The sequence below is a fragment of the Streptosporangium sp. G11 genome, from assembly GCF_051192615.1.
In the GTDB taxonomy this organism is placed as follows: domain Bacteria; phylum Actinomycetota; class Actinomycetes; order Streptosporangiales; family Streptosporangiaceae; genus Streptosporangium.
Genome location: NZ_JBPJUQ010000089.1, coordinates 1 through 22,421, shown reverse-complemented (window position 1 = coordinate 22,421; position 22,421 = coordinate 1). Strand labels below are relative to the sequence as shown.

Here is a 22,421-nt window from a genome sequence, read left to right as displayed (position 1 = left end):
ACAGCGCGCACCTGAACGAAGGAGCCCCTCCATGTCGCTGTCCGCCCTGCGATCTCGCGGGCAACGCCTGTCACTCGCCATGCTGCTGACCCTGGGATCACTCGCCACGGTCCTGCCGGCGACCCCGGCCATGGCGGAGAAACCCTCGACGGAGAAGCCCCCGGCGGAGCCGGCCCGGCGAGGAAAGATCGCCCCTGAGCTGATCGATCGGATGAGGAACTCCGGCGCACGTGCCGGCGAGCGCGTCGAGGCGGCCGTCGTGCTCCGCGCGGGCGCCGGTCTGCGGTCGGCGACCCTCTCACCCGGCGAGGCGCGAAAGGCCCTGGCCGAGACGGCCAAGGCCGTGCAGGCCCCCGTCGTCCAGCTGGTCGAGTCCCACGGGGACCAGGTGCTCAACACGTTCTGGATCAAGAACATGGTCCTGGTCCGGGCCACGCCCGCCACCCTGGAGGCGCTGGCCGCGCTCGCCCTGGTCGACCGGATCATCCCCAACTTCGAGTTCAAGGCCCCGCCCACGCCGAGCACCGCGCCGAGCCGGGCCGCGAAGGCCGGGGAGTCGGCCTGGGGCATCGAGAAGATCGGTGCCGACAGGGTGCGTGAGGAGCGCGGGCTCACCGGTGACGGCGTGCGCGTGGCCGTCCTCGACACCGGTGTCGACATCGGCCACCCCGACCTCACCGGGAAGCTCGTCACCGACGACGCCTCGAACCCGTCCTACCCGGGTGGCTGGATCGAGTTCGGCCCGGACGGCAAGCCGGTGCCCTCCTCGCCCCACGACAGCAGCTACCACGGCACGCACGTGGCGGGCACGATCGCCGGCGGGAACGCGTCGGGCACGCGGATCGGTGTCGCGCCCGGCGCCGAGCTGATGGCGGGCCTGGTCATCCCGGGCGGCAACGGAACGCTCGCCCAGGTGATCGCCGGCATGCAGTGGGCCATCGCGCCGTACGCCGCCGACGGCACCCCCGCGGGGAAGCCCGCCGATGTCGTCAGCATGTCGCTGGGCGCGGAGGGCTACGCCGACGAGATGATCGAACCGGCCCGGAACATCCACCTGGCCGGCGCCTTCCCGTCCTTCGCCATCGGCAACGAATGCCTGGAGGGAGGATCGGGCAGCCCCGGCAACGTCTACGAGGCCGTGTCCGTCGGCGCCACCGACGCCGGCGACGACGTACCGGACTTCTCCTGCGGCGGGGTGGTCCGCAGGACCGACTGGATCGACGCGCCCGCCGAGTGGCCCGAGTCGTACGTCGTCCCCGACATCTCGGCGCCCGGAGTGGACGTGCTCTCGGCCCTGCCGGGCGGCGAATACGGATCGCTGAGCGGCACCTCGATGGCGACCCCGCACGTCTCCGGCACGGTCGCGCTGATGATCGAGGCCCGCCGCGACCTCGGCGTCGACGAGGCGCTGGGCATCCTGGCCGGTACGTCCTTCTTCGACACGCGCTACGGCCAACGCCCGAACCCGCGCTTCGGCGCGGGACGGATCGACGCGTACGCCGCCGTCGCGGAGGCGGCTCTCAGCAGCGGCGTCCGGGGCACCGTCACCGACGAGAAGACCCGCAAGCCGCTCGCCGGTGTGACGGTCACCCGGGCGGACACCGGCCGGAGCGTCGAGACCGACGAGCACGGGCGGTTCGAGATGCGACTCGGCGCCGGCACGTACGACCTCACGCTGTCCAGGTTCGGCTACCGGCAGGAGCCGGCCAGGGTCCGCGTCGTGGCGGACCGCTTCTCCGACGTCCGCATCGCGCTGGACCAGACCCGCAGGGGGAAGATTTCTGGGCAGGTGATTTACGGCCCGACCGGCTCGACGGTGCCGGGCGCGACGGTCACGGTGCTCGGCGTACCCGACCCGCTCATGGCGACGACGGACCTCGGCGGCCGGTACACCATCGGCGACGTGCCAGAGGGTGACCACCAGGTCGTCGCGACGGCCCCCGACGTGTCGAGGTCGGAGCCCAGGAAGGTCACCGTACGCGGGACGAAGGCACCCGAGCGGGCGGACTTCGCCCTCCCGCGGCCCCCGGCCACCGAACGGGTCTCGGTGACCTCGGACGGCCGCCAGGGCAGCGGCGACGCGTGGTGGCCCAAGATGAGCGCCGACGGCAAGGTGGTGACGTTCGCCAGCCCGGCGTCCGGTTTCGTCGCCGACGACACCAACAACGACCTCGACGTCTTCGTGACCGATCTGCGTACCCGGGCGGTCGAGCGGGTCTCGGTGGCCTCGGACGGCACCCAGAGCGACGGCTTCTCGCTGAGCCCGACCCTCAGCGCGGACGGGCGCCTCGTCGGGTTCGGCAGCGGGGCCACCAACCTCGTGCCCGGGGACACCAACGGTCAGACCGACGCCTTCGCGCACGACCGGCAGACGGGGAGGACCGAGCTGGTCTCGGTGGCCTCCGGCGGCACCCGGAGCGACGGGCTCTCCTCGTCCCCCTCGTTCAGCGCCGACGGCCGCTTCGCCGTCTTCAACAGTGACGCCACCAACCTCGTACCCGGGGACGTCAACGGCCGGACCGACGTCTTCGTTCGCGACCGGACCGCGGGGAAGACCGAGCCCGTCTCGGTCGGGACCGACGGCCTCCCGGGCGACGGGAACTCGCGCGAGCAGTCGATCAGCGCCGACGGCCGCTTCGTCGCCTTCGAGAGCGGGGCTACCAATCTCGTGGCGGGAGACGCCAACGGGCACGCCGACGTCTTCGTCCGTGACAGGCAGACCGGTAAGACCGAGCTGATCCCCGCGCCGGACGCGAGGGAGGCGAGCAGCCCGTTGATCAGTGCCGACGGGCGGATGGTGATCTTCACCGCGAGTGGCGGGCCGGAGGGATACCAGATCTACGTCCACGACCGGCAGACCGGCACGAGGAGGCTCGCGTCGGCGGCGTCCGACGGGAGCATGGCCAACGACTGGTCCTTCGCCCCGTCGCCGAGCGCCGACGGGCAGACCGTGGCGTTCTACACCTACGCCACCAACCTCGCCGGCGGTGACACCAACGGGCGGACGGACGTGTACGTGCGCGACCTCAAGGCGGGCACCACCACGCGGGTCTCCGCCGGTCCCAAGGACGTCGAGGGTGACGGCTCGGCCGGCATACCGTCGATCAGCGGGGACGGGCGGTACGTCGCCTTCGAGAGCAACTCCGGCAACCTCGTCGGTGACGACACCAACCGGCGGGCCGACATCTTCGTCCGCGACCGCACTCCGGGCCCCGAGCCCCGTTTCGCCCTGGCCGACCTCGACGTCAGCCCGTCCCGTACCCGCCCCGGCCGCCCCGTGCGGATCACCGCGTGGGTCAAGAACGTGGGAGAGAGGGCGGGCGGGTACGACGCCGTCCTGCGCGTCAACGGCGAGGTCGAGCGGCGGCAGACCGTCCAGGTCCGCGCCGACGAGGCGGTGCGGCTCTCGTTCGACGCGCGCCGGAGCGACGCGGGCACCTACACCGTGGAACTGGGCCCGCTCACCGGCCGGTTCGTGGTGGCGGACCGCTGATCGGGAACAGGGAACGCCCCCGTCCGGCCGCGGCCGGACGGGGGCGTTCCCTGTTCCCGGCGAATCGCACGCGGGGCGGTGGCCGTACCGGCCTTCGGGTGGGCTCAGAACCTCTCGCCGCGCCGTAGGGCGATCCGCGGCGCGTTCATCGGGATCGGGCCACCCGAGCCGGCGGGTCCCGGTGGCCAGAAACCGATCCGGACGGAGGTGAGGGGGCCCGCGCCGGAAAAAGGATTGAGCCGGAGCGACGGAGGCGAGCATGATCGGCTCATGGATCTCGTCGCGTCCCTGCCGGCCTTCGTCGTCGCCGTCGTGCTGATCTCGGCGTCACCGGGTCCCGCGATGGCGTTGATCCTGCGCCGTGCCGCGCTGCACGGTTTCAGGGGAGCTGTGCCGACGGTGCTGGGCCTGGAGGCCGGTCTGTACGCCTGGGCGCTGTTCGCCGCCGCAGGCCTGGCCGCCCTGGTGGCCGCCTCGGAAGTGGCCTTCGTCGTCCTGCGCGTGATCGGCGCGGGCTTCCTGCTCTACCTCGGGTTGAAGGCGTGGCGTACCGCGTGGCGGATCCGAAAGGCCGGGCCGGCGTGGGAGTTCACCGAAGACACACCGCCCGACCCGAAGCGGGGCTGGTGGAGGGCCTTCGGCGAGGGCGTTCTCGTGATGCTCGCCAACCCGAAGGCCGCGGCCTTCATGATCGCTTTCTATCCCCAGTTCGTACCGGCCGACCGGCCGCTGTTCTCCACCACCGCGCTCCTCGCGCTCCTGCAGGTGGCCGTCGAGATCGCCCTGTACCTCGCCCTGGCGGCGGTGGTGGGGCGCGCCGGCGCGTGGTTCCGCAGGCCCATGATCCGTCGCCGCCTGGAGGCCGTCAGCGGTACCGTTCTCATCGTCCTGGGCCTGCGCATGGCCGCCGCGACCCGCTGACGTCGCGCGGGCGAGCGGGCTCGCGCCTCCTGCTTGCACCTCCTGTAGGGGGAGGCGCCAGGGTAGGGGCATGAACGGCGACACGCTCTACTCGATCGGTGATCTGGCCCGGCGGACCGGGCTGACGGTCAAGACCGTCCGGTTCTACTCCGACCGCGAGATCGTGCCGCCGACCGGCCGCAGCCCGGCCGGCCACCGCCTCTACGGCGTCGACGCCGTCGCCCGCCTTGACCTCGTACGGACGCTGCGCGACCTGGGAGTGGACCTTCCCACGATCCGCAGGGTCGTGGACCGGGAGATCTCGCTTCCCGAGGTCGCCGCGGCGCACGCCGAGGCACTGGCAGTGCAGATCCGGACGCTGCGCCTGCGGCGCGCGGTGCTGACGGCGGTGACCAGGCGCGGGTCCACCCCCGAGGAGATGGATCTCATGCACAAACTGGCCAAGCTCTCCGAGGACGAGCGCCGACGCCTGATCGGCGACTTCCTCGACACCGCCTTCGGCGGCCTGGACGCCAACCCCGAGTTCGCGGGGATCAGGCGCTCGATGACCCCCGAACTGCCCGACGACCCCGAGCCCGAGCAGGTCGAGGCATGGGTGGAACTGGCCGAACTGTCGCAGGACCCGGATTTTCGCGCCATCATGCGCCGTCTGGCCGGGCAGCACGCGGCCGAGCGCGCCCAGGGCGACATCACGGGCCCACGCCGCGATCCCGTCGCGATGGTCCGAGACCAGGCCGGTCCGGCCCTGGTCGCCGGCGTCGACCCGGCCTCGCCCCAGGCCGATCCGGTCGTCGCGGCGGTCGCGGCCCAGTACGCGCACGCCGTCGGCCGCCCCGACGACGCCGACCTCCGGCACCGGTTGCTGATCCGGCTGGAGAGCGCGAACGACCCCCGCAGGGAGTCTTATCTCCGGCTGCTCGCGGTGATCAACGGCTGGTCGGCCCCGGAAAGCCTGACTCCGGTGCTCGACTGGTTCGTCCAGGCCCTGCGTGTCCGGACACCGGCGTAGCGGGCCGCTCACGGCGGCGTCACCGGACCGGTCCGTCTCGTGCGGCCTCGCGGGGTCGCGTTCGACTCCGTCTCATGCGGTCCCGTCTCGTGCGCCCTCGCAGGAGCACGTTCGACTCCGTCTCGCGCGGCCTCGCAGGAGCACGTTCGGCCGGAAGGCCGCATGAGACGCGGAGCCGACGGAACACGGGACGCGGAGCGGACGGAGACGGGCGAGACCGTGAATGCCGGATTTCCGGATGGAACAATCAGCGCATGGCACGCTTCAAACGGCTCACCGTCGAGGAAGCCCGCACCCTCAGCCGCGAACAGCTCCTGCCCCGGATCGAGGACGAGCAGAAGTACTGGTACCGGCTCATGAACCGCATGGAGATGCGCGTCGGTGACGACGCCGCCTTCAGGACCTTCAACGAGATCATGCACATCGTCATCGGCCCCGGCCTCTCCGTCTCCGACACGCTCGCCCTTCTCCAGGACGAATCCCGTGACCGGGACCACTGGACGAAACCGCTCGGCGAGCTCGGCGACCTCTGATCTGGGACTTTCCCGCCTGACGGTGCGCGCCTTCGCCGTTTCGACGGCCACGTCATGCACATCATTTCAGTCACCGGCTTTTCCCGGGGCACCGGAAATGAGTTCGACGCCGGGCGGGAACCGGTGCTCGCCCCGGGCGGCGAATTCCGGCATCGGCCACAATGGCCGGACGCCGTCACCCGTGAGGCGATTCTCCTGCTCGATATTTCCGAATGCGACATTCGACATTTTCAAATGCAGCATCGGCCGACCCATGTCATCCGGAATTCCGAGGATGGATCTTCCCGACGTCGAGGGTTCACGAGCCCTTAACTTTCATTTTTTTCGATCTTGACTTAAGGCTGCAAACATCTTACCTTGATCCTCGATCAAGGTGTGGAGCGCCGCACCCCTCGGGGACCTCGACCGTTTCGACCTGCCGAGAAGTCGATGGGAAGGTTCAATGCGAAAAACGTTGTCCGGGGCGTCGCGGGACAGTGCGCCTCCGGCCGGGAGCCGGGGCCGACGCCGGTTCAGAAGGCTGTCGTTCGCCGTCCGCGCATTCACGGCCGCCGTCGTGATGCTCTTCGCCTTTCCCAGTGCCGCCTTCGCGGACCCGCCCTCCGCCCTCGACTGGGCGGCTCCGTGGCCCGACCGCATCTACGAGCCGGGTTTCGACTACGACGGCGACGGCTGCTACCCCACTCCGGCTATCGGGCGTGACGGAACGATCGCCCCGGGCCTGCCTCTGGGCGGCGCCGAGAACGGCCACTGCCGCGACTCGTGGGATCTGGACAACACCAACGCCTACTCGCGCGTCAAGTGCAACAACGGGTGGTGCGCGTACGTCTACGCGCTCTACTTCGAGAAGGACCAGGCGGCCCTGGGGCCCGGCAGCGCCGGGCACAGGCACGACTGGGAGCACGTCGTGGTCTGGGTGCAGGGCGAGTGGGGCATGTACGTTTCGACGTCCGCGCACGGCAAGTACACCACCCGCCACAGGAACGACGTGCCCTGGGACGAGACCGGGAAGCACCCGCTGGTCGTTTACCACAAGGACGGCATCAGCACGCACTGTTTCCGTCACGCGGGTTTCGGCGAGCGGCCGGAGAACCACAAGGGCTGGTGGCAGTGGCCGCCATTGATCGGCTGGGACAACTACCCGCCCGGATTCCGCGACCGGCTGGTCAACCATGACTTCGGCAGTGCCAGCTTCGGGCTCAAGGACGGTTCGTTCGAGTGGGAACTCTCGAAGGCCAAGCCGGCCGGAATCCCGTTCGATCCCTACGCTTGACCCGGACGGTATCCGGTCCGCGCCGGAAGGTGAACGAATCGAATTCCCGGCGTTCCGGCCGGACTTCGCGATCTCGATGACCGAGGTCACGGGTGAACGGCCACCGTGTGGTCGTCCGGTGTTCGCGAGAGCGACCGGAGGCCACGCGGTGACCTGGAGACCGGCCGGCTCGTGCTCCGCGCCTTCCGGGAGCACGAGCCGGAGGCGTCACGCGGGGAGCCAGGACAGCCACCAGGGCGGGACGCAGCCCCCGGGAGTCCCTCCGGTGGCGAAGTCATAAAGGATCATCGCCATTGGTCCGACAATCGAGATAAGAATGACGAGAACCAGCAGAATTACCTTCAGCCAACCGTGCCCCACAAAGCAGGGCAGGCGGATGAGCAGGTTGATCATCAGGGTGGCGATCGCCGAGACGCCTGAAACAATCGGGAAGACGGCGAGTCGGCTTGTCGCCCAGACGAAACCGGCGAAACCCTCTCCCGCGCTTGGATCACCGAGGCAGTAATGTTGCGCTCTGGCCACCGGAATAATATCTATGAAGGTGCCGAACATCGCACATGTCAATGCGACGATCACCAGCGATCCGAAACCCAGGGTCCAGCGCGCGTCACTCGCTCCCGGCGCGTTTCGCTCGCTCACAGCGCAATCAAAACAGGGGCTTGTGATTGTTGAGCGCAGAGGATGTGAGGATAGGGTGCAGATCCCCCTCGATCACTCCTTACGGACGCCCTGAGCCTGCCAGGAACGCGGCAGGAGTGCCGGCAGCCGGGGCCGCGCTACCGGCGACAGGCGTCCGCGCGGCCGTGACCGGGTGCTTCGGCCGGCCGGTCCGGGCGCTTCGGCTCGTGGCGGGCCGCGCCCGGTTCGCGGGCGGGACCGGAGCTCACTACCCGCGAGGCTGGTTGAAGCGCAGCATGTTGCCGGAGGGGTCGCGGAAGGCGCAGTCACGGACCCCGTACGGCTGGTCGATCGGCTCCTGCAGCACCTCGCCACCCGCCGCGCGGATGCGTTCGAAGGTGGCGTCGCAGTCGTCGGTCCTGAAGATCACACCGCGCAGCAGGCCCTTCGCCAGCAGCTCCGCCATGGCCTCCTTGTCGGCGGACGAGGAGTTCGGGTTCGCGAGGGGCGGTTCGAGGACGATGTCCACGTCGGGCTGCGACGGCGACCCGACGGTCACCCAGCGCATCCCCTCGAACGCGACGTCGTTGCGCACCTCGAAGCCGAGAACGTCCCGGTAGAAGGCGAGCGCCTTGTCATGGTCGTCGACGGCGATGAAGCACTGTGAAAGCTTGATGTCCATGCGTTTCACGATAGGGGCCGGGGAACGGGTTTCACTTCTCCATTCCTGACCGGTCGCGTGTGGATCTTGGCGACGCATGCCGGGATGGCGGCGCCCTCGTCATGGCGGCGGGCCCGGTAGGAGCTCGGGCTCTCGCCGATCAGCTCGGTGAACCGTGAGCTGAACGATCCCAGCGACGTACATCCGACCGCGAAGCAGACCTCCGTCACCGTCAGGTCACCTCGCCGCAGCAGCGCCTTGGCCCGCTCGATCCGGCGCGTCATCAGGTAGCTGTACGGCGTCTCCCCGAAGGCGGCGCGGAAGCTGCGGGAGAAATGGCCCGGTGACATGAGGGCGACGCGCGCCAGCGCCGGGACGTCGAGCGGCTCCGAGTACTCGCGGTCCATCAGGTCACGGGCCCGGCGCAGCCGGACGAGGTCCTCCAACGTCACCCGACCAGCATCCCACAGCGCCGGGCGCCGCCCGCGGCCGCGTCGGTGCGGTGGCGCGGTGGCGGCCTGGCCGCTCGAAGGCGCGGAGCTCCGAGGACATCCCCCGTCGACCGCCGCGGGCGCACCGCGCGAGGACCGCCGCGGAGCCGCACCGTGCGGGCACCGCCGCGGCCTCGCCTCCCGGCGCCCCGGAGCGGGGCGCCGGGAGTTCTAGGGCGCCGTGACCCGCAGGTCGTCGAGGGTCGCGGTGCTCGAGTGCATGCGGAGACCGACCTTGCCCGCCGCCGGCGCGGTGGCGGGGTCGGTCCAGGTGAGCACCTGGTTGCCGTCGACGAAGCCGGTGATGGTCGAGCCGGACACGGTCGCCTTGAGCGTGCGGAACGCGCCGGGGGCGATCGGGACGGAGGTTCCGGCGACCAGGGTCAGCGTACCGCCGGCCTTCTTGTACAGGTCGGCGGTGTCGGTGCCGTCGTTGAGCCGGAACAGGTAGAAGTTGGCGGTGTCGGCGTACCGGAGGAGCAGGCCCGCGTTGGCGCTCGCGTTGTCCAGCCGGACCCGTCCCTGGACGGTGTAGTCGGTCCAGGTGGCGGAGCCCGTGGTGGCGAGGCTCTCCGCGGCGGCGGTGGAGGTCTGGGAGTACGCGCCGTTCGTGACCGACCACGAGCCGCCGGCGCTCGTCCAGCCCGCCGCGTCGCCGTCGCCGAAGTCGTCCGACAGCAGGGTGGTGACGGGGGCCGCGGCCGACTCGTGCGCGCCCCGGTCGGGAGTGCCCTGGTAGAGCGCGGTCCCGAAGAAGTCCTGGGTGCCGGGTGAGGGGACCGCGACGCCGCTGTCGATCCCGGGCGAGCCCGGCTGGAGCTTGTAGGCGCCCGCGGAGGCCAGCCCCGACGCGCCGCCCGGCGCGACGAACTGCGGACTAGCGATGATCTTGTTTGGGTCGTTCGGCTGGGAGGCGTTGGCGCCCGAGTAGAGGTTGTGGCCGTAGGTGACGTTGCCGCTGATGCTGTAGGCGCCGCTCCCCTGGTTCACGAAGATGTTGTTCGTGTAGGCCACCTGACCGGTCGACGTCCCGGTCATCTGGCCGGTCTGCCCGGCCGAGCGGTAGAAGACGTTGTTGTGGACCTTCAGGTCGCCCGACCCGCTGACCAGGTGAAACACCCCGACGCTGCGGTCCAGGTCGTTCTGGGAGATGTTGTAGCGGAACACGTTGTCGTCGGTCTGGTCCATGACGAGCAGCGTGCCGCCCTCGTTGTCCTGGCTGTAGTTGTACTGGTAGACGCTGCGGTAGACCCGCTGGTCGAAGTCCCAGGGCTGGCCGTCGCCGTCGAGCTTGCGGGTGCGGAAGGCCTGGTTGAACTGGAAGACCGCGTCGGTCGTGGCGTACATCCACTGCGCGGCGACGACCGCGATGTCGTCGAGGTAGAGCAGGGTCGAGGTGGTGGACTCACCGATCCGGTCGGTGGTGTTGCGCTCGACGAGCGGGGCCAGCCCGGACCGGACGAGGATCCCGTCGCGGTGGATCCGGGTGACGGTGTTGCCACGGATCACCAGGTTCTTGAACGCGTCGAGGTTGTGCGCCCACGTGGTGTTGAGCAGCGCGTCGGTCATGGTCTGGATGCCGGTGTCGGCGACGTTGTCGACGGTGTTGCCTTCGATGAGCACGTCCGTCCAGGTGCTCTCGGGCCCGGTGGAGGTCCCGCGGGCGTGGAAATTGATCCCGCCGGTCCGCCGGTCGGTGCCGAACACGTCGTGGACATGGATGTTCTTGACGTGGATGTGGGTGAAGTTCCCCGCGCCGGTGCCCTCGCCGACGACGAGGACCCCGCTGCGCCGCCGGTCGGTGGGCTGCTGCCCGCTGGTGATCTCAAGCCCGCCGATCTCCCAGTGCGAGACGTTCTTCAGCCGCACCCCGAAGCCCTCGCCGTCGACGGCCGTGTCGGCGAAGTCGATGCGGGGCTTCGCCCCGGTGCCGTACTGGCCGAGGACGATCGGCGCCCCGGCCGCACCCGAGCCGTGCAGGTCGAGGTACTGGCCGGTCCAGACACCGCCGGCCTTGAGCAGGACGCTGTCGCCCGGACCGAATGTCTGGGCGTTGACCTTGCCGAGCGTCTTCCAGGCGGCCGAGGACGAGGTCCCGGCCGCGCCGTCGGAGCCACCGGCCGCGTCGACGTAGTAGGTGGTCCCGGCCATGCGAGCGGAGGAGGCGGTCCCGGTCATGTCGGCGGAGGAGGTGACCCCGGCTGTGTGAGCGGAGTGGGTGGTCCCGGCCGCGAGGGCGGGCTGGGGCAGGAGCAGGACGGCGGCGATCGCCAGGACGGCCGAGGCGTTGGGAAGCCCCACGCTGATACCTCTGATTCGTATTAGTAATATCTGACCTGCGGAAATATCCGCTCCCCCGATTCGTACCGGGAAGATAATCCGCGATCTTCGCAGCCGTCAAGAGCAGATTTCCGGCATGTTTCAAGATTCTTTCGCCGAGAGTGTTGACAGCGCCCTGCTCGACTTGCAACGGTTTCGCCAATACGAATCAGCCAGCACCCTCCCGTGGCTGTTCCCCCTCAACTGATACGAATCAGGAGATCGCGATGGACGGAGTTCGGCGCCGGGCCCGTCAGGCCGACGTGGCCAAGCTCGCGGGTGTCTCCCAGGCGACGGTCTCCGCGGTCATCAACGGCCGGGGCCCGGAGACCGGGATCCCGGAGCAGACCGTCGAGCGCGTCCTGGAGGCGGTGCGCCAGCTCGGCTACGTCGCCAACCCCGCGGCACGCAGCCTGCGCGGGAAGCGCAACCGGCTGCTCGGCGTCTACACCTTCGAATCGATTTTCCCGCTCGACCAGCTCGACTTCTACCACGAGTTCCTGGTCGGCATCGAGCAGCAGGCCGTCGCCGACGGCTACGACCTGGTGCTGTTCGCCTCCACCGAGGATCTCGACGGCCGCCGCCGGATCTACAGCGACGGGATGAACCGGCTCGCGCTCGCCGACGGCAGCGTGCTGCTCGGCGTCGAGCCCGGTTCCACCGAGTTGGCCAAGCTCGCCACCGAGGGATATCCCTTCGTCCACATAGGGCGCAGGACCGTCCCCGGCACCGAGATCGCCTGGGTCGGCGCCGACTACGCCAGCGCCACCAGGGACACCGTCGGCAGGCTCGCCGCGCTGGGTCACCGGCGCGTCGCCTACGTCACCGGGCCGGACCGGATGGAGGTCTTCCTCGACAAGGAGGCCGGCTACCGGGCCGGCTGCGCCGACGCGGGGCTGCCCGAGCTGATGTACGTCATGTCGCAGCTCGACCCGGCCTGGGTCGACGCCGCGCACGCCGGTGGCGTCACCGCCGTCCTGGCCGAGAACGAGGCCCTGGCCAGGCAGCTCGTCGCCGCGCTGGGCGAGCGCGACCTGACCGTTCCCGCGGACATGTCGGTGGTCGTCCTGGTGACGATGACCGAGAGCGGCTGGAGTAGCCTGCGGATCCCTCGCAACGAGATGGGCCGGGGCGCGGTGAAGACGCTCACCCGGATCCTGGCCGGTTCCGACGGCTCCCCCGGCGACCACCAGCTGCTGCTGCCCTGCGGCCTCCCCGACGACCACATGATCGGCCCGCCCAGAGCCTGACCACAACCGAATATCCCCAGCTCCCGGCGGTCCAGCGCCGGGAGCCGACCTCCCACACCCCGAAACCCCCCATACTCCGAAACAGGAGCAAGTCATGATCACCAACCGGTGGACGGCTGTCAACAGACGCGGATTCCTCGCCGCCGCGGCCGGCGCGGGCGTTCTTCTCGCCGCGACGGCCTGCGGGACGGGCGGCGGAGGTGGCGCGGCCGGCGGTACGACCGAAGCGCTGACCGTCTGGTTCCCCGGCAACTCCGCCCCGGAGATCGAGCTCGTCACCAAGAAGCTGGTGCCGGAGTTCGAGTCCGCCAACGGAGCGAAGGTCCAGGTGACCTTCGTCGACTGGGCCCAGATGTCGCCCAAGCTCAACGCCGGCTTCGCCGGCAACAGCGCCCCCGACGTGTTCGGCCACGGTCCGGCCGCCGCCGCCGGTTTCGCCGCGGCCAAGCGGATCGAGCCGCTCGACGCCCGGATCGCCGCCCTGCCCGCCGCGGACAGGACCGACCTGGAGTCCTACCTGGCCGGCGGGCAGGTGGCCGGCGGGCAGTACCTGATCCCGCTGGGCGGCAACGGGGTCCTCGTCGCCTACCGCAAGGACCTGCTGGCCAAGGCCGGTGTCACCGAGCCGGTCACCTGGGCGGAGGCCGCGGAGGCGGCGAGGAAGCTGACCGTCCGCGACGGTGGAGCGATCCAACAGGCCGGCCTGATGCTCCAGTCCGCCAAGATCCAGCGGGTGCAGAGCTTCCAGGGGTTGATCGGCTCGGAAGGCGGCGCGCTGCTGTCGGAGGACGGCAAGAAGGTCACCTGGAACTCGCCCGAGGGCGTGAAGGCGCTGGAGTACTTCGCCGGGCTCCACAACGGCGACGACAAGGTCAGCGACAAGCTCGGCCTCGACTTCGCCAACCAGCCCGCCGCGCAGAACCCGCTCGCCACCGGCAAGGCGGCGATGGTCACCGCGACCGCCGGGCAGGTGCTCCAGATGGTCAAGGCCGTGCCCGACCTCGCCTCGAAGATCGGGGTGCTGCCCCCGCTGAAGTCCGCCGACGCCAAGACCTTCGGCGGGGCGACCACCGGCCTGTTCGTCAACGCCGACTCGGCGAAGAAGGACCTGGCCTGGAAGTTCGTCGAGTTCATGGTCTCCAAGGGAGTGAACGAGCGGTACGCCGAGACCGTCGGCGGGCTGCCGGTACGCGCCTCGGCCGCCCAGGGCGCCTACGTCACCGGGCAGCCGCTGCTGAAGCCGTTCATCGACGCCACCCCCGCCTACGTGGGAAGCCCGAACGTCCCGGCCTGGGTGCAGGTCCGTGACGTGCTCGACAAGCACCTGGAGGAGGCGCTCGCCGGAAAGGTGACCGCGCAGGAGGCGCTGGACAACGCGGCGGCCGAGGCCGGACCGCTCCTCGCGGCCCAGTGACGGCGGTCCAGTGATGGCGCTCCTCACCAAGCACGGCAGGACCCGGCCCGTGGCGCCACCGCCGCGGGCCGGGTCCCGGGGGAAGGGCCCGACCGGCCGCCGCAAGCTCGTCGGGCTCGCCTTCACCGCCCCGGTCCTGGTCTATCTGGCGATCTTCCAGCTGTTCCCTGTGCTGTACGGGTTCTACCTGAGCTTCACCAGCTACAGCCCGCTCGACCGTGGCGCGCCCCGCCTGGTCGGCACCGACAACTACACGGCGCTGCTCGACTCGGCGGACTTCCTGAAGTCCCTGCGGGTGACCGCCCAGTTCGTCGGGGAGGTGCTGCCGTTCGCGATCGGCATCGCGCTCGGGCTGGCGCTGCTGGCCAACCGGAAGATGCCCGGCATCGGGCTGTTCCGGGCTGGACTGTTCCTGCCCCGTATCGTCCCGCTGACGGCCGTCAGCCTGGTGTGGCTGTGGATGTACTCCCCGGACGGCTGGTTCAACGACCTCGCGGGCTCCCTCGGCCTCGATCCGCGCGACTGGCTCCTCGACGAGGACAGCGCCCTGCACTCGGTCGCGGTCATGCGGGTGTGGAAGGCCCTCGGAGGCAACATGGTGCTGTTCCTGGCCGGGCTCCAGGCGATCCCGATCACCCTGTACGAGGCCGCGAAGATGGACGGCGCGAACGCCTGGGCCCAGTTCCGGCACGTGACGCTGCCCGGCCTGCGGCCGGTCATGGTCTACGTGATCACGATCAACATCGTCTACCTGTCCCAGTCGTTCGCCGAGATCTTCATCCTCACCGGCGGCGGGCCGCTCGCCTCGACGACGACCACCAACTACCTGATCTACCAGGAGGCCTTCCAGAACAACCGGTTCGGCTCCGCCAGCGCCATGGCATTCGTACTGTTCGCGGCCATCTTCGCCTTCGCGCTCGTCGCGATGCGCGGGAACGGGCGGAAGTGATGCGAAGGCCGGGGTCCGTCGTCGCGCTGGTCATAGCCACGCTGCTGGTGCTCGTCCCGTTCTGGTGGATGGTCTCGATCGCCTTCAAGCCCGAGTCCGAGGTGTTCTCCCCCGAGCCGAGGCTGCTGCCGCAGAACCCGATCCTCGACAACTTCTCGACCGCCCTGGACTCGGGCAACCTCGGTACGGCGATGACGAACTCGCTGATCGTCGCCCTGCTGGTCGTCCTCGCCAACTGCGTGTTCGCGCTGCTGGCCGGATACGCCTTCGCCAAACTGCCCTACCGGGGAAGCAACGCGATCTTCATGACGATCGTCGCGACCACGATGGTGCCGGTGGCGGTGACCCTCATCCCGCTGTTCCTGATCGCCAAGGGGATCCCGCTGGCGGGCGGGAACGACATCACCGGGCAGGGCGGTTCCGGGTTGCTCGACTCGCTGGCGGGGCTGACCCTGCCGCACCTGATCGGGCCGCTCAACGTCTTCCTCGCCCGGCAGTACTTCCTCGGGCTCCCCGACGAGCTGGGCGAGGCCGCCCGGGTCGACGGCGCGAGCGAGTTCAGGCTCTTCTGGAAGATCTATCTGCCGCTGGCGAGGCCGCTGGTGGCGACCGTCGCGGTGTTCGCCTTCACCGCCGTCTGGGACGACTTCCTCTGGCCGCTCGTCGTGACGAGCTCGCCCGAGACGCAGACCGTCCAGCTGGCCCTGAGCAAGTTCCTGACCGGCGGAAACGTCGCCTACGGGCCCGCCATGGCCGGCTCGGTCCTGGTGCTGCTGCCGATCCTGGCCGTCTTCGTCTTCAACCAACGCAGTTTCGTCGCCGGCCTGTCCGAGGGCGGCGTGAAGGGATGATCATGCAGGAGACACACGCGCCGGTGCTGGTGGTCGGAGGGGGCCTCGGCGGTGTCGCCGCGACACTGACCGCCGCGAGGCTCGGCCGGCGGGTGGTGCTCACCGAGGAGACCGACTGGCTGGGCGGCCAGCTGACCAGCCAGGCGGTCCCGCCGGACGAGAACCCGTGGATCGAGTCGCGGTACGCCTCGCGGAGCTACCGCAGGCTGCGTCAGGGCATCCGCGAGTACTACCGCCGCGGCTACCCGCTCCGCGCCTCGGTGGCCGCGCAGCGCCTGCTCAATCCGGGTCTCGGCGTGGTCAGCGGGCTGTGCCACGAGCCTCGGGCGGCGCTGGCCGTCATCGAGGAGATGCTCGCGCCCTACCGGACCGCCGGGCTGGTCACCGTCCTGCTGCGGCACGTGCCCGTGGCGGTCGAGGTGACGGGCGACCGGGTGGAGGCGGTCACCTTCGTCCGGCCCGACGGGACCGAGGTGGTCGTGGCGGCCGACTACGTGGTGGACGCCACCGAGCTCGGCGACCTGCTCCCGCTGGCCGGGGTCGAGCACGTGGTGGGCGCGGAGGGCGTCGCGGACACCGGAGAACCGCACGCCGCGCCCGTGGCGAACCCCCTCGACCAGCAGGCCGTCAGCTGGTGCTTCCCGCTGGAGTACCGGCCGGGCGAGGACCACACGATCGACCGTCCGGCGGGCTACGACCACTGGAGCACCCACCGGGCCCCGTTCTGGCCGGGACCCCAGCTGTCGTGGACGGACGTGGAGCCGATCGACCTGTCCGTGCGCTCGCGCGGCCTGTTCCACGACAACGGGCACATCCCCGGAAAGCACGATTTGTGGCACTTCCGCCGGATCGTGGCCGCGGAGCAGTACCAGCCCGGCACCATCTCGCACGACGTCACGCTGGTCAACTGGCCGCAGATCGACTACTGGGACCAGCCGCTGATCGGTCCCGGCGCGGACCGGGACAGCGCGCTGGCGGGTGCCCGCGACCTGTCGCTGTCGTTCCTGTACTGGATGCAGACCGAGGCCGGATACCCGGGCCTGCGGCTGCGTCCCGATCTCGTCGGAACCGGGGACGGCCTGGCCAAGTCGGTGTACGTCCGGGAGTCGCGGCGGATCAAGGCCGAGTTCACCGTGCTGGAGCAGCACGTCGGGGTGCAGGCGCGCGGTCCGCTCGCCGGGTCCGAGGTGTTCCCCGACGCGGTCGGGCTCGGCTCCTACCGGATCGACCTGCACCCCAGTACGTCCGGTCGCACCTACGTGGACGTCGACTGCTACCCCTTCCAGATCCCGCTCGGCGCGCTGCTGCCCCAGCGGATCGACAACCTACTGCCCGCCAACAAGAACATCGGCACCACCCACGTCACCAACGGCTGCTACCGGCTCCACCCCGTCGAGTGGAGCATCGGCGAGGCCGTGGGCGCGCTGGCCGTCCAGGCCCTCGCCACCGACCTGCCGCCGCGCAAGATCCGCGCCGACCCGGCCCGGCTCGCCGACTTCCAGCGGACGCTCACCGACACCCTCGGCGTCACCCTCGCCTGGTCGCCGGAGATCAGGACCACCCCCTGCGGCCGCCAGCCCGCCGTCCCCCAACTCGTAGAGGACTGACATGACCGCAGCAACCGGCCCGGCCTTTCCCCCCGGGTTCGTCTGGGGCGCCGCCTCCGCCGCCTACCAGATCGAGGGCGCCGCCCGTGAGGACGGGCGCGGACCGTCGATCTGGGACACCTTCTCCCGGACGCCGGGACGGGTGGCCTCCGGGCACACCGGCGACGTCGCCTGCGACCACTACCACCGGCACGTAGACGACGTCGCGCTCATGAAGTCGCTCGGCCTGGCCGCCTACCGGTTCTCCGTCGCCTGGCCGCGGATCCAGCCGGACGGCTCGGGCCCGATCAACCCGCGCGGCCTCGACTTCTACGACCGCCTCGTCGACTCCCTGCTGGCCGCGGGCATCGACCCGTACGTGACGCTCTATCACTGGGACCTGCCCCAGGCTCTGGAGGACCGGGGCGGCTGGGCGGCCCGCGACACCGCCTACCGCTTCGCCGACTACGCCACCGCCGTCCACGCCCGCCTCGGCGACCGCGTCCGCACCTGGACGACGCTCAACGAACCCTGGGTCGCGGCCTTCCTCGGCTACGGCAGCGGCGTCCACGCCCCCGGCAGGACCGATTCCGGCGACGCCTTCCGCGCCGCCCACCACCTGCTCCTCGCGCACGGCCTCGGCACCCGGGCGCTGCGCGAGGCCGGCGCCCGCGAGCTGGCCCTGACCCTCAACCTCTCGCCCGCCGTCGGCGATCCGGCCGCGGCCGAACGCGTCGACCTGCTGCTCAACCGCCAGTTCCTCGACCCGGCCCTGCGCGGGGAGATGCCCGAGGACCTCCTGAAGATCGTCGACCGGCACGCGGGCCTCGACCACCTGCACGACGGCGATCTCGCGCTGATCCACCAGCCGATCGACCTGCTCGGCATCAACTACTACTGCCCCCAGTACGTCGCCGACGTCCCCGGCACCCCCGCCGACCCCGCCTGGCCGGGCAGCGAGGACGTCTCCTTCGTCCACCCCGGCGGCCCCAGCACCGCCATGGGCTGGCCCATCGACCCCTCGGGCCTCACCACCCTGCTGACGCGCCTGTCCCGCGACTATCCCTCCGTCGGCCTGCTCATCACCGAGAACGGCGCGGCCTTCGACGACGACGCCCCCTCGGGTGACCGGGTCGCCGATCCGGACCGCGTCGCCTACCTCGACTCCCATCTCAGGGCGGCCCACGCCGCTCTGGCCGAGGGCGTGGATCTGCGCGGCTATCTCGTCTGGTCCATCCTCGACAACTTCGAGTGGGCCGAGGGCTACCACAAGCGCTTCGGCATCGTCCACGTCGACTTCACGACCCAGCGACGCCTGCCGAAGGACAGCGCCCTCTGGTACCGCGACCTCGTCACCACCGGTGTGATCCCCGGTGTGATCCCCGGCGTGATCCCCGGCTGAGCATCGGCGACGACCGGCCGGGACTCGCCGAAATCGAGTGTCAGTTCCCGTGGATCGGCGAGATCGAGGAGTTCTCGTCGCTGCGCGTCCTGGTCGGTCTCTCGAGTGACGGGTCATCTGCCGTGGCGGGTGCGCCGTGGTGGGCGCGGATGAGCGCGATCACGGTGTCGGCGGTGTGGTCGAGGTGGCTGCGGCCGTCGGGCAGCCGTGTCTCGGGGCTGATGTAGCTGCGCCGCCCCATGTGCGTGGCCGGGTCGAGCCGGTGCACGGTGATCTTCCCTGCGCGGCGGGCCCGGTTCCATCCGCTGAGGCGAAACAGCCGCCAGCGCTGAGGGAAGATCCAGGTGCCGCCCCGCTCGATCCAGTCGCCGCCGCTGGTGAGCTGATGCAGGTGATGGGCGTGGGTGAGATCGTTGGCGCCGTTGTGGAACCCGCCGATGGTGATCAGCAGGAGCGGGGTGCGCAGGTGGGCGCGTAGTTCTTCGACCGCGCCGGTGGCGACCTGGGCGCCGCCGCTGTAGCTGAGCAGCACCACGGGGATGGCGCTGCCTTGCCGGTGACCGGCAAGGCGCAGCTGGCAGGCGATCTGGGCGCCCACGGCGCGGTTGTACAGCGGGCGGTAGCGGCGGTCGGCGGCGACGAAGATCTGCATGACGTTGTGCAGGAACAGCAACAGTGCGATGTGGTGGCGAAGCCATTCCCACACGGGCCGGTTGACGAGCGGATCGGCCAGCGGGGAGTAGGGCTGTACCTGGCCCAGTACCCGTAGCTCCGGTGCTTTGGTGATCAGGGCCTGGACCAGTTGGCCGCCGTCGCGGGTGTCGCGGAAGCGGCGTTTCCCGATGCCGTCCAGATAGACCAGGTAGGCGTCCGGGGGGCGGTCGGGGTCGGCGCCTCGCGCGTAGGGCATGCCGTGGGGAAGCTCGCTGGTGGGGGCCCGCCAGCCGGCGGTGTAGGCCATCACCTCGTAGCGGGCGAGCAGGGCTTCGGCGAGCAGGATCAGTCCGAGTATCAGGATGAGGATGAGGGCGAGGAGTGGGAAGTCGCTCATGTGAGCAGCTTTCGGGTCTCGGTGGCGGTGATCGTTACGACCAGTCGCCGGACGATCTCGACGGCGGTGCCCAGTCCGGCTCCGGCGACGGCCACGCAGAGCGCGGCGGTCCACCAGCCCAGCCCTGTCGCCGCGGCGAGCGGGGCGGCCAGGCCGGCGCCGACCCCCACCAGGAGCAGCAGGTGCAGCAGGGGTCCGAGCAGGGGGAAGGCGAGGATAGCGGCGAGAACGAGCGGGGCGACCCGGCCGGGTGTCCAGATCAGCGCGGCCTGGCTCGATGGTGTGGCCGACAGCAGCGGTTCGGCGAGGATCGATGAGGTCACCGGCCACAGTGCGAACACGGCGCCCTCGACCAGGGCACCGGTCAGCAGGAGCTTGATCGCGACGAACCGCGACGCGCTGGGCCGGCGCGCTATCAGGGGCAGGATCCGTCCGGCGGACTCCGACAGCCCGGCGAGCAGCAGCAGGAGAATGACGGCGGGCGACATCAGTCAGCGCTCCCGCGGCGAACGCGGCGAATCCACCGAGTGGCCACCCCGGTCGTCCCGGCCGCTTCGGCTGCTCTGACCGCTTCGGCTGTTTTGGCTGTTCTGGTTTCCCCAGCTGCTTTGGCTGCTTCGGTGTAGGTAGTGTTCGAGTTCGTCGGTGGCGCGGAGATAGCCGCCGGCCTCGCGCTGGGCGGTTCGTAAGGTGGCGGCCGCGGTGTGGAAGGACGGTTCGTGCAGCAGGCGCCGGGCGAGGGCGTTCACCGCTCCCGGGGTGACGTCTTGAGGATGGATCGACAGGCCCGCGCCGAGTTCGACCACCCGCCGGGCCACCAGTGGCTGGTCGGCGCCGTGAGGGATGACCAGCATCGGAACTCCGGCGTGCAGGGCCTCGTTGACGCTGTTCATCCCCCCGTGGGTGATGAACAGCGCGGCGCGGGCCAGGACCTCTGGTTGCGGTACGAAGCGGCGGGCGAGCACGTTGGGCGGTAGCGGACCCAGCGAGGCCGGATCGGTGCGCCCGGTGGAGATGATCACGCTGGCGCCCAGCGGGGCGAGCGCGGTGGCGAAGGTGCGTAGTAGGTGCGGGTCGGCGTTGAACACCGTGCCCAGCGAGGCGTACAGCACCGGGGCGCGCAGGTGCTCGGCCGAGAACGACGGGTCGGGCGGGCGGGCGCCAAGGCTTGGGCCGACGAACCGGTAGGACGAATCGAAGGCCTCGGCGCCGAGCTGGAACGCGCGTGAGGTGAAGACCAGGTTCAGGGGCTGGCGGAGGTTGGCCAGGTCGATCAGGGGCAGGTCGCGGGTGTCGTAGCGGCGGGACAACTCCCACCGTGAGCGCAGGTAGCCCAGGACGTTGCGGGGCCGCCCGGCCGCGGCGGCCAGCAGTTTCCACGAGGCGTGGGCGGGGCTGGGCGCGTACCGGTTGAACGCGAACGTGGTGAACGTCGTCGCCGCCGCCACTCTGAGTTCGCGTGCGGCGACGGCGCCCCAGGGGCACAGGGCGCCGTGGACGATCAGATCCGGCTGCAGGCGGCGCAGGTCACCCAGCAGGGCGGGCAGCAGGTCAACGGCGCCGCGCGCCAGCCCGTCCAGCATCGTGAGCGGCGTCGGCGGATCGGGCAGCGGCTGGTCGCCGCCCGGATAAAGACGCACGCTCGCACCGGTGGCCTCGATCTCCGCGGAGAACGCGGGTGAGGTGTGGTAGGTGACGTGGTGGCCGCGGCCGACGAGTTCGGCGACGACCGGCAGGGTCGGGTTGATGTGCCCGTGCAGGGCGATGTTGAGGAAAGCGATGGTGCTCACCGGCCGGCCTCCCCGATGACGGTCCGTGCCCGGGTCAGGGCGGCCGGGGTCGCCGACGGGCCGTCGGTTCGATACAGGCCGGGCCCGTTGACGCACAACCCGTCGAGAAAGCGGCCCGCGGTGTGGGAGGCGGTACTGATCAACCGGCGGGAATGGCCGAAGTCCCACGGGGCGGGCCAGGTCTCGATACCGGTCGGGATCACGACGGTCGGAATCTGTTGCGACACCTCGTACAGGTCACGCTCGATCTGATGTTGCAACAGCAGCAGTCCTGCCCTGGCGGCGACCGCGCCGGCTCGCCAGGGCGGGCCGGTGGGGGGCGGGGACCAGCTTTTCTGCCCGGTCGACAGCACCACCACGCTGGCCGCTCCGGCCTGCAGGGCCGCTCGTACGGGGACGAAGGCGATCACTCCGCCGTCGACGAGCGTGCGGCCCTCTCGGTTCACCGGCGGCAGGATTCCCGGGATGGCCGCGCTGGCCAGGAGCGCGGACTGGAGGTCTCCGTGGTCGAGCAGTGCCTGGGCGCCGGTGGCAAGATCCATGGCGACCGCGGTGAAGGGGATTTTCAGGTGTTCGATCCGTGATGGCAGTGCGGCTTGGGTGATCAGTCTGCGCAGTCCGCGGTCGGCGAAGAGACTGGCTCGTGAGGACAGGTAGCCGAGAGGGAACACCTCGCGGCGGCGCGCGTGGGTCCACACCAGGTCCAGCCAGGGGGCGGCCTGGCCGGGGTGGGCGGCCGCGATCGCTCCGTTGAAGGCGCCCACCGAGGTTCCGATGATCAGGTCCGGGATGAATCCTCGCTGTTCCAGG

Annotated in this window: 20 protein-coding genes; 11 read left to right on the top strand and 9 right to left on the bottom strand. The window is 70.4% G+C overall.

Translation table 11 applies throughout. The annotated features are described in order from the left end of the window. Positions 1 to 31: 31 nt before the first annotated feature. The 4 genes from ACSDR0_RS42620 to ACSDR0_RS42605 all read left to right on the top strand — a co-directional run bounded on the left by ACSDR0_RS42620 (position 32) and on the right by ACSDR0_RS42605 (position 5,956). Entirely contained in the window at positions 32 to 3,493 is a 3,462-nt protein-coding gene (locus tag ACSDR0_RS42620; RefSeq protein ID WP_435294668.1) for a S8 family serine peptidase, read from the top strand. Positions 3,494 to 3,763: 270 nt separating this feature from the next. Continuing rightward, positions 3,764 to 4,414, top strand: coding sequence for a LysE family translocator (locus ACSDR0_RS42615; RefSeq protein WP_435294667.1), 651 nt, complete (start codon positions 3,764 to 3,766; stop codon positions 4,412 to 4,414). A 70-nt stretch (positions 4,415 to 4,484) separates the two neighbouring features. Then, positions 4,485 to 5,423 (top strand): MerR family transcriptional regulator, encoded by a 939-nt coding sequence (locus ACSDR0_RS42610; protein WP_435294666.1) that lies wholly within the window; start codon positions 4,485 to 4,487, stop codon positions 5,421 to 5,423. Between the two features lie 254 nt (positions 5,424 to 5,677). Continuing rightward, positions 5,678 to 5,956: a hypothetical protein gene (locus tag ACSDR0_RS42605; protein ID WP_435294665.1), complete on the top strand. Its 279-nt coding sequence runs from the start codon at positions 5,678 to 5,680 to the stop codon at positions 5,954 to 5,956. A 66-nt stretch (positions 5,957 to 6,022) separates the two neighbouring features. Here ACSDR0_RS42605 and ACSDR0_RS42600 read toward each other — a convergent pair whose 3' ends face one another. Beyond that, entirely contained in the window at positions 6,023 to 6,199 is a 177-nt protein-coding gene (locus ACSDR0_RS42600) for a hypothetical protein (protein ID WP_435294664.1), read from the bottom strand. A 316-nt stretch (positions 6,200 to 6,515) separates the two neighbouring features. Between ACSDR0_RS42600 and ACSDR0_RS42595 the strand changes: the two genes are divergently transcribed. After that, positions 6,516 to 7,229 carry an NPP1 family protein gene (locus ACSDR0_RS42595; protein ID WP_435294674.1) on the top strand — a complete coding sequence of 238 codons (714 nt, stop codon included), beginning with the start codon at positions 6,516 to 6,518 and terminating at the stop codon, positions 7,227 to 7,229. A gap of 207 nt (positions 7,230 to 7,436) precedes the next feature. Here the strand turns inward: ACSDR0_RS42595 and ACSDR0_RS42590 are convergent, their stop codons facing one another. From ACSDR0_RS42590 to ACSDR0_RS42575, 4 genes are all read right to left on the bottom strand, one after another. Beyond that, a complete protein-coding gene (locus ACSDR0_RS42590) occupies positions 7,437 to 7,868 on the bottom strand; it encodes a hypothetical protein (protein ID WP_435294663.1) in 432 nt (143 codons plus the stop codon). 247 nt (positions 7,869 to 8,115) lie between these two features. Then, positions 8,116 to 8,529 (bottom strand): VOC family protein, encoded by a 414-nt coding sequence (locus ACSDR0_RS42585; protein ID WP_435294662.1) that lies wholly within the window; start codon positions 8,527 to 8,529, stop codon positions 8,116 to 8,118. Between the two features lie 5 nt (positions 8,530 to 8,534). Then, a complete protein-coding gene (locus ACSDR0_RS42580; RefSeq protein WP_435294673.1) occupies positions 8,535 to 8,915 on the bottom strand; it encodes a helix-turn-helix transcriptional regulator in 381 nt (126 codons plus the stop codon). A gap of 255 nt (positions 8,916 to 9,170) precedes the next feature. Next, complete coding sequence (locus ACSDR0_RS42575) at positions 9,171 to 11,300, bottom strand: family 16 glycoside hydrolase (RefSeq protein ID WP_435294661.1); 2,130 nt, start codon at positions 11,298 to 11,300, stop codon at positions 9,171 to 9,173. Positions 11,301 to 11,545: 245 nt separating this feature from the next. Here ACSDR0_RS42575 and ACSDR0_RS42570 point away from each other — a divergent pair, with 245 nt between their 5' ends. The 6 genes from ACSDR0_RS42570 (at position 11,546) to ACSDR0_RS42545 (ending at position 18,770) form a co-directional block, all read left to right on the top strand. Next, positions 11,546 to 12,568 carry a LacI family DNA-binding transcriptional regulator gene (locus ACSDR0_RS42570; RefSeq protein ID WP_435294660.1) on the top strand — a complete coding sequence of 341 codons (1,023 nt, stop codon included), beginning with the start codon at positions 11,546 to 11,548 and terminating at the stop codon, positions 12,566 to 12,568. A gap of 94 nt (positions 12,569 to 12,662) precedes the next feature. After that, a complete protein-coding gene (locus ACSDR0_RS42565) occupies positions 12,663 to 13,982 on the top strand; it encodes an ABC transporter substrate-binding protein (protein WP_435294659.1) in 1,320 nt (439 codons plus the stop codon). A 13-nt stretch (positions 13,983 to 13,995) separates the two neighbouring features. Next, complete coding sequence (locus tag ACSDR0_RS42560) at positions 13,996 to 14,931, top strand: carbohydrate ABC transporter permease (RefSeq protein ID WP_435294658.1); 936 nt, start codon at positions 13,996 to 13,998, stop codon at positions 14,929 to 14,931. After that, positions 14,931 to 15,782 (top strand): carbohydrate ABC transporter permease, encoded by an 852-nt coding sequence (locus tag ACSDR0_RS42555; RefSeq protein ID WP_435294657.1) that lies wholly within the window; start codon positions 14,931 to 14,933, stop codon positions 15,780 to 15,782. The genes ACSDR0_RS42560 and ACSDR0_RS42555 overlap by 1 nt, the downstream gene beginning before the upstream one ends. A gap of 2 nt (positions 15,783 to 15,784) precedes the next feature. Then, complete coding sequence (locus ACSDR0_RS42550; protein WP_435294656.1) at positions 15,785 to 17,389, top strand: FAD-dependent oxidoreductase; 1,605 nt, start codon at positions 15,785 to 15,787, stop codon at positions 17,387 to 17,389. Position 17,390: 1 nt separating this feature from the next. Further along, positions 17,391 to 18,770: a GH1 family beta-glucosidase gene (locus ACSDR0_RS42545; RefSeq protein WP_435294655.1), complete on the top strand. Its 1,380-nt coding sequence runs from the start codon at positions 17,391 to 17,393 to the stop codon at positions 18,768 to 18,770. Between the two features lie 40 nt (positions 18,771 to 18,810). On the opposite strand, the gene ACSDR0_RS42540 is transcribed toward ACSDR0_RS42545, so the two are convergent. The 4 genes from ACSDR0_RS42540 to ACSDR0_RS42525 all read right to left on the bottom strand — a co-directional run. Next, the gene (locus ACSDR0_RS42540; protein ID WP_435294654.1) at positions 18,811 to 19,821 is read right to left on the bottom strand and encodes a hypothetical protein; all 1,011 of its coding nucleotides are present in this window, start codon (positions 19,819 to 19,821) and stop codon (positions 18,811 to 18,813) included. Next, positions 19,818 to 20,309 (bottom strand): hypothetical protein, encoded by a 492-nt coding sequence (locus ACSDR0_RS42535; protein ID WP_435294653.1) that lies wholly within the window; start codon positions 20,307 to 20,309, stop codon positions 19,818 to 19,820. The genes ACSDR0_RS42540 and ACSDR0_RS42535 overlap by 4 nt, the downstream gene beginning before the upstream one ends. 3 nt (positions 20,310 to 20,312) lie before the next feature. Beyond that, the gene (locus ACSDR0_RS42530) at positions 20,313 to 21,611 is read right to left on the bottom strand and encodes a macrolide family glycosyltransferase (RefSeq protein ID WP_435294652.1); all 1,299 of its coding nucleotides are present in this window, start codon (positions 21,609 to 21,611) and stop codon (positions 20,313 to 20,315) included. Next, positions 21,608 to 22,421 (bottom strand): patatin-like phospholipase family protein (locus ACSDR0_RS42525; RefSeq protein WP_435294651.1); only part of this gene is annotated, 814 nt, incomplete at its 5' end. The genes ACSDR0_RS42530 and ACSDR0_RS42525, both read right to left, overlap by 4 nt.

Coding starts and splice junctions, on each gene's coding strand:
- ACSDR0_RS42620 (WP_435294668.1), top strand. CDS start 32: ATGTCGCTGTCCGCCCTGCGATCTCGCGGGCAACGCCTGTCACTCGCC.
- ACSDR0_RS42615 (WP_435294667.1), top strand. CDS start 3,764: ATGGATCTCGTCGCGTCCCTGCCGGCCTTCGTCGTCGCCGTCGTGCTG.
- ACSDR0_RS42610 (WP_435294666.1), top strand. CDS start 4,485: ATGAACGGCGACACGCTCTACTCGATCGGTGATCTGGCCCGGCGGACC.
- ACSDR0_RS42605 (WP_435294665.1), top strand. CDS start 5,678: ATGGCACGCTTCAAACGGCTCACCGTCGAGGAAGCCCGCACCCTCAGC.
- ACSDR0_RS42600 (WP_435294664.1), bottom strand. CDS start 6,199: ATGCTGCATTTGAAAATGTCGAATGTCGCATTCGGAAATATCGAGCAG.
- ACSDR0_RS42595 (WP_435294674.1), top strand. CDS start 6,516: ATGCTCTTCGCCTTTCCCAGTGCCGCCTTCGCGGACCCGCCCTCCGCC.
- ACSDR0_RS42585 (WP_435294662.1), bottom strand. CDS start 8,529: ATGGACATCAAGCTTTCACAGTGCTTCATCGCCGTCGACGACCATGAC.
- ACSDR0_RS42580 (WP_435294673.1), bottom strand. CDS start 8,915: ATGGACCGCGAGTACTCGGAGCCGCTCGACGTCCCGGCGCTGGCGCGC.
- ACSDR0_RS42570 (WP_435294660.1), top strand. CDS start 11,546: ATGGACGGAGTTCGGCGCCGGGCCCGTCAGGCCGACGTGGCCAAGCTC.
- ACSDR0_RS42565 (WP_435294659.1), top strand. CDS start 12,663: ATGATCACCAACCGGTGGACGGCTGTCAACAGACGCGGATTCCTCGCC.
- ACSDR0_RS42560 (WP_435294658.1), top strand. CDS start 13,996: ATGGCGCTCCTCACCAAGCACGGCAGGACCCGGCCCGTGGCGCCACCG.
- ACSDR0_RS42555 (WP_435294657.1), top strand. CDS start 14,931: ATGCGAAGGCCGGGGTCCGTCGTCGCGCTGGTCATAGCCACGCTGCTG.
- ACSDR0_RS42550 (WP_435294656.1), top strand. CDS start 15,785: ATGCAGGAGACACACGCGCCGGTGCTGGTGGTCGGAGGGGGCCTCGGC.
- ACSDR0_RS42545 (WP_435294655.1), top strand. CDS start 17,391: ATGACCGCAGCAACCGGCCCGGCCTTTCCCCCCGGGTTCGTCTGGGGC.
- ACSDR0_RS42540 (WP_435294654.1), bottom strand. CDS start 19,821: ATGAGCGACTTCCCACTCCTCGCCCTCATCCTCATCCTGATACTCGGA.
- ACSDR0_RS42535 (WP_435294653.1), bottom strand. CDS start 20,309: ATGTCGCCCGCCGTCATTCTCCTGCTGCTGCTCGCCGGGCTGTCGGAG.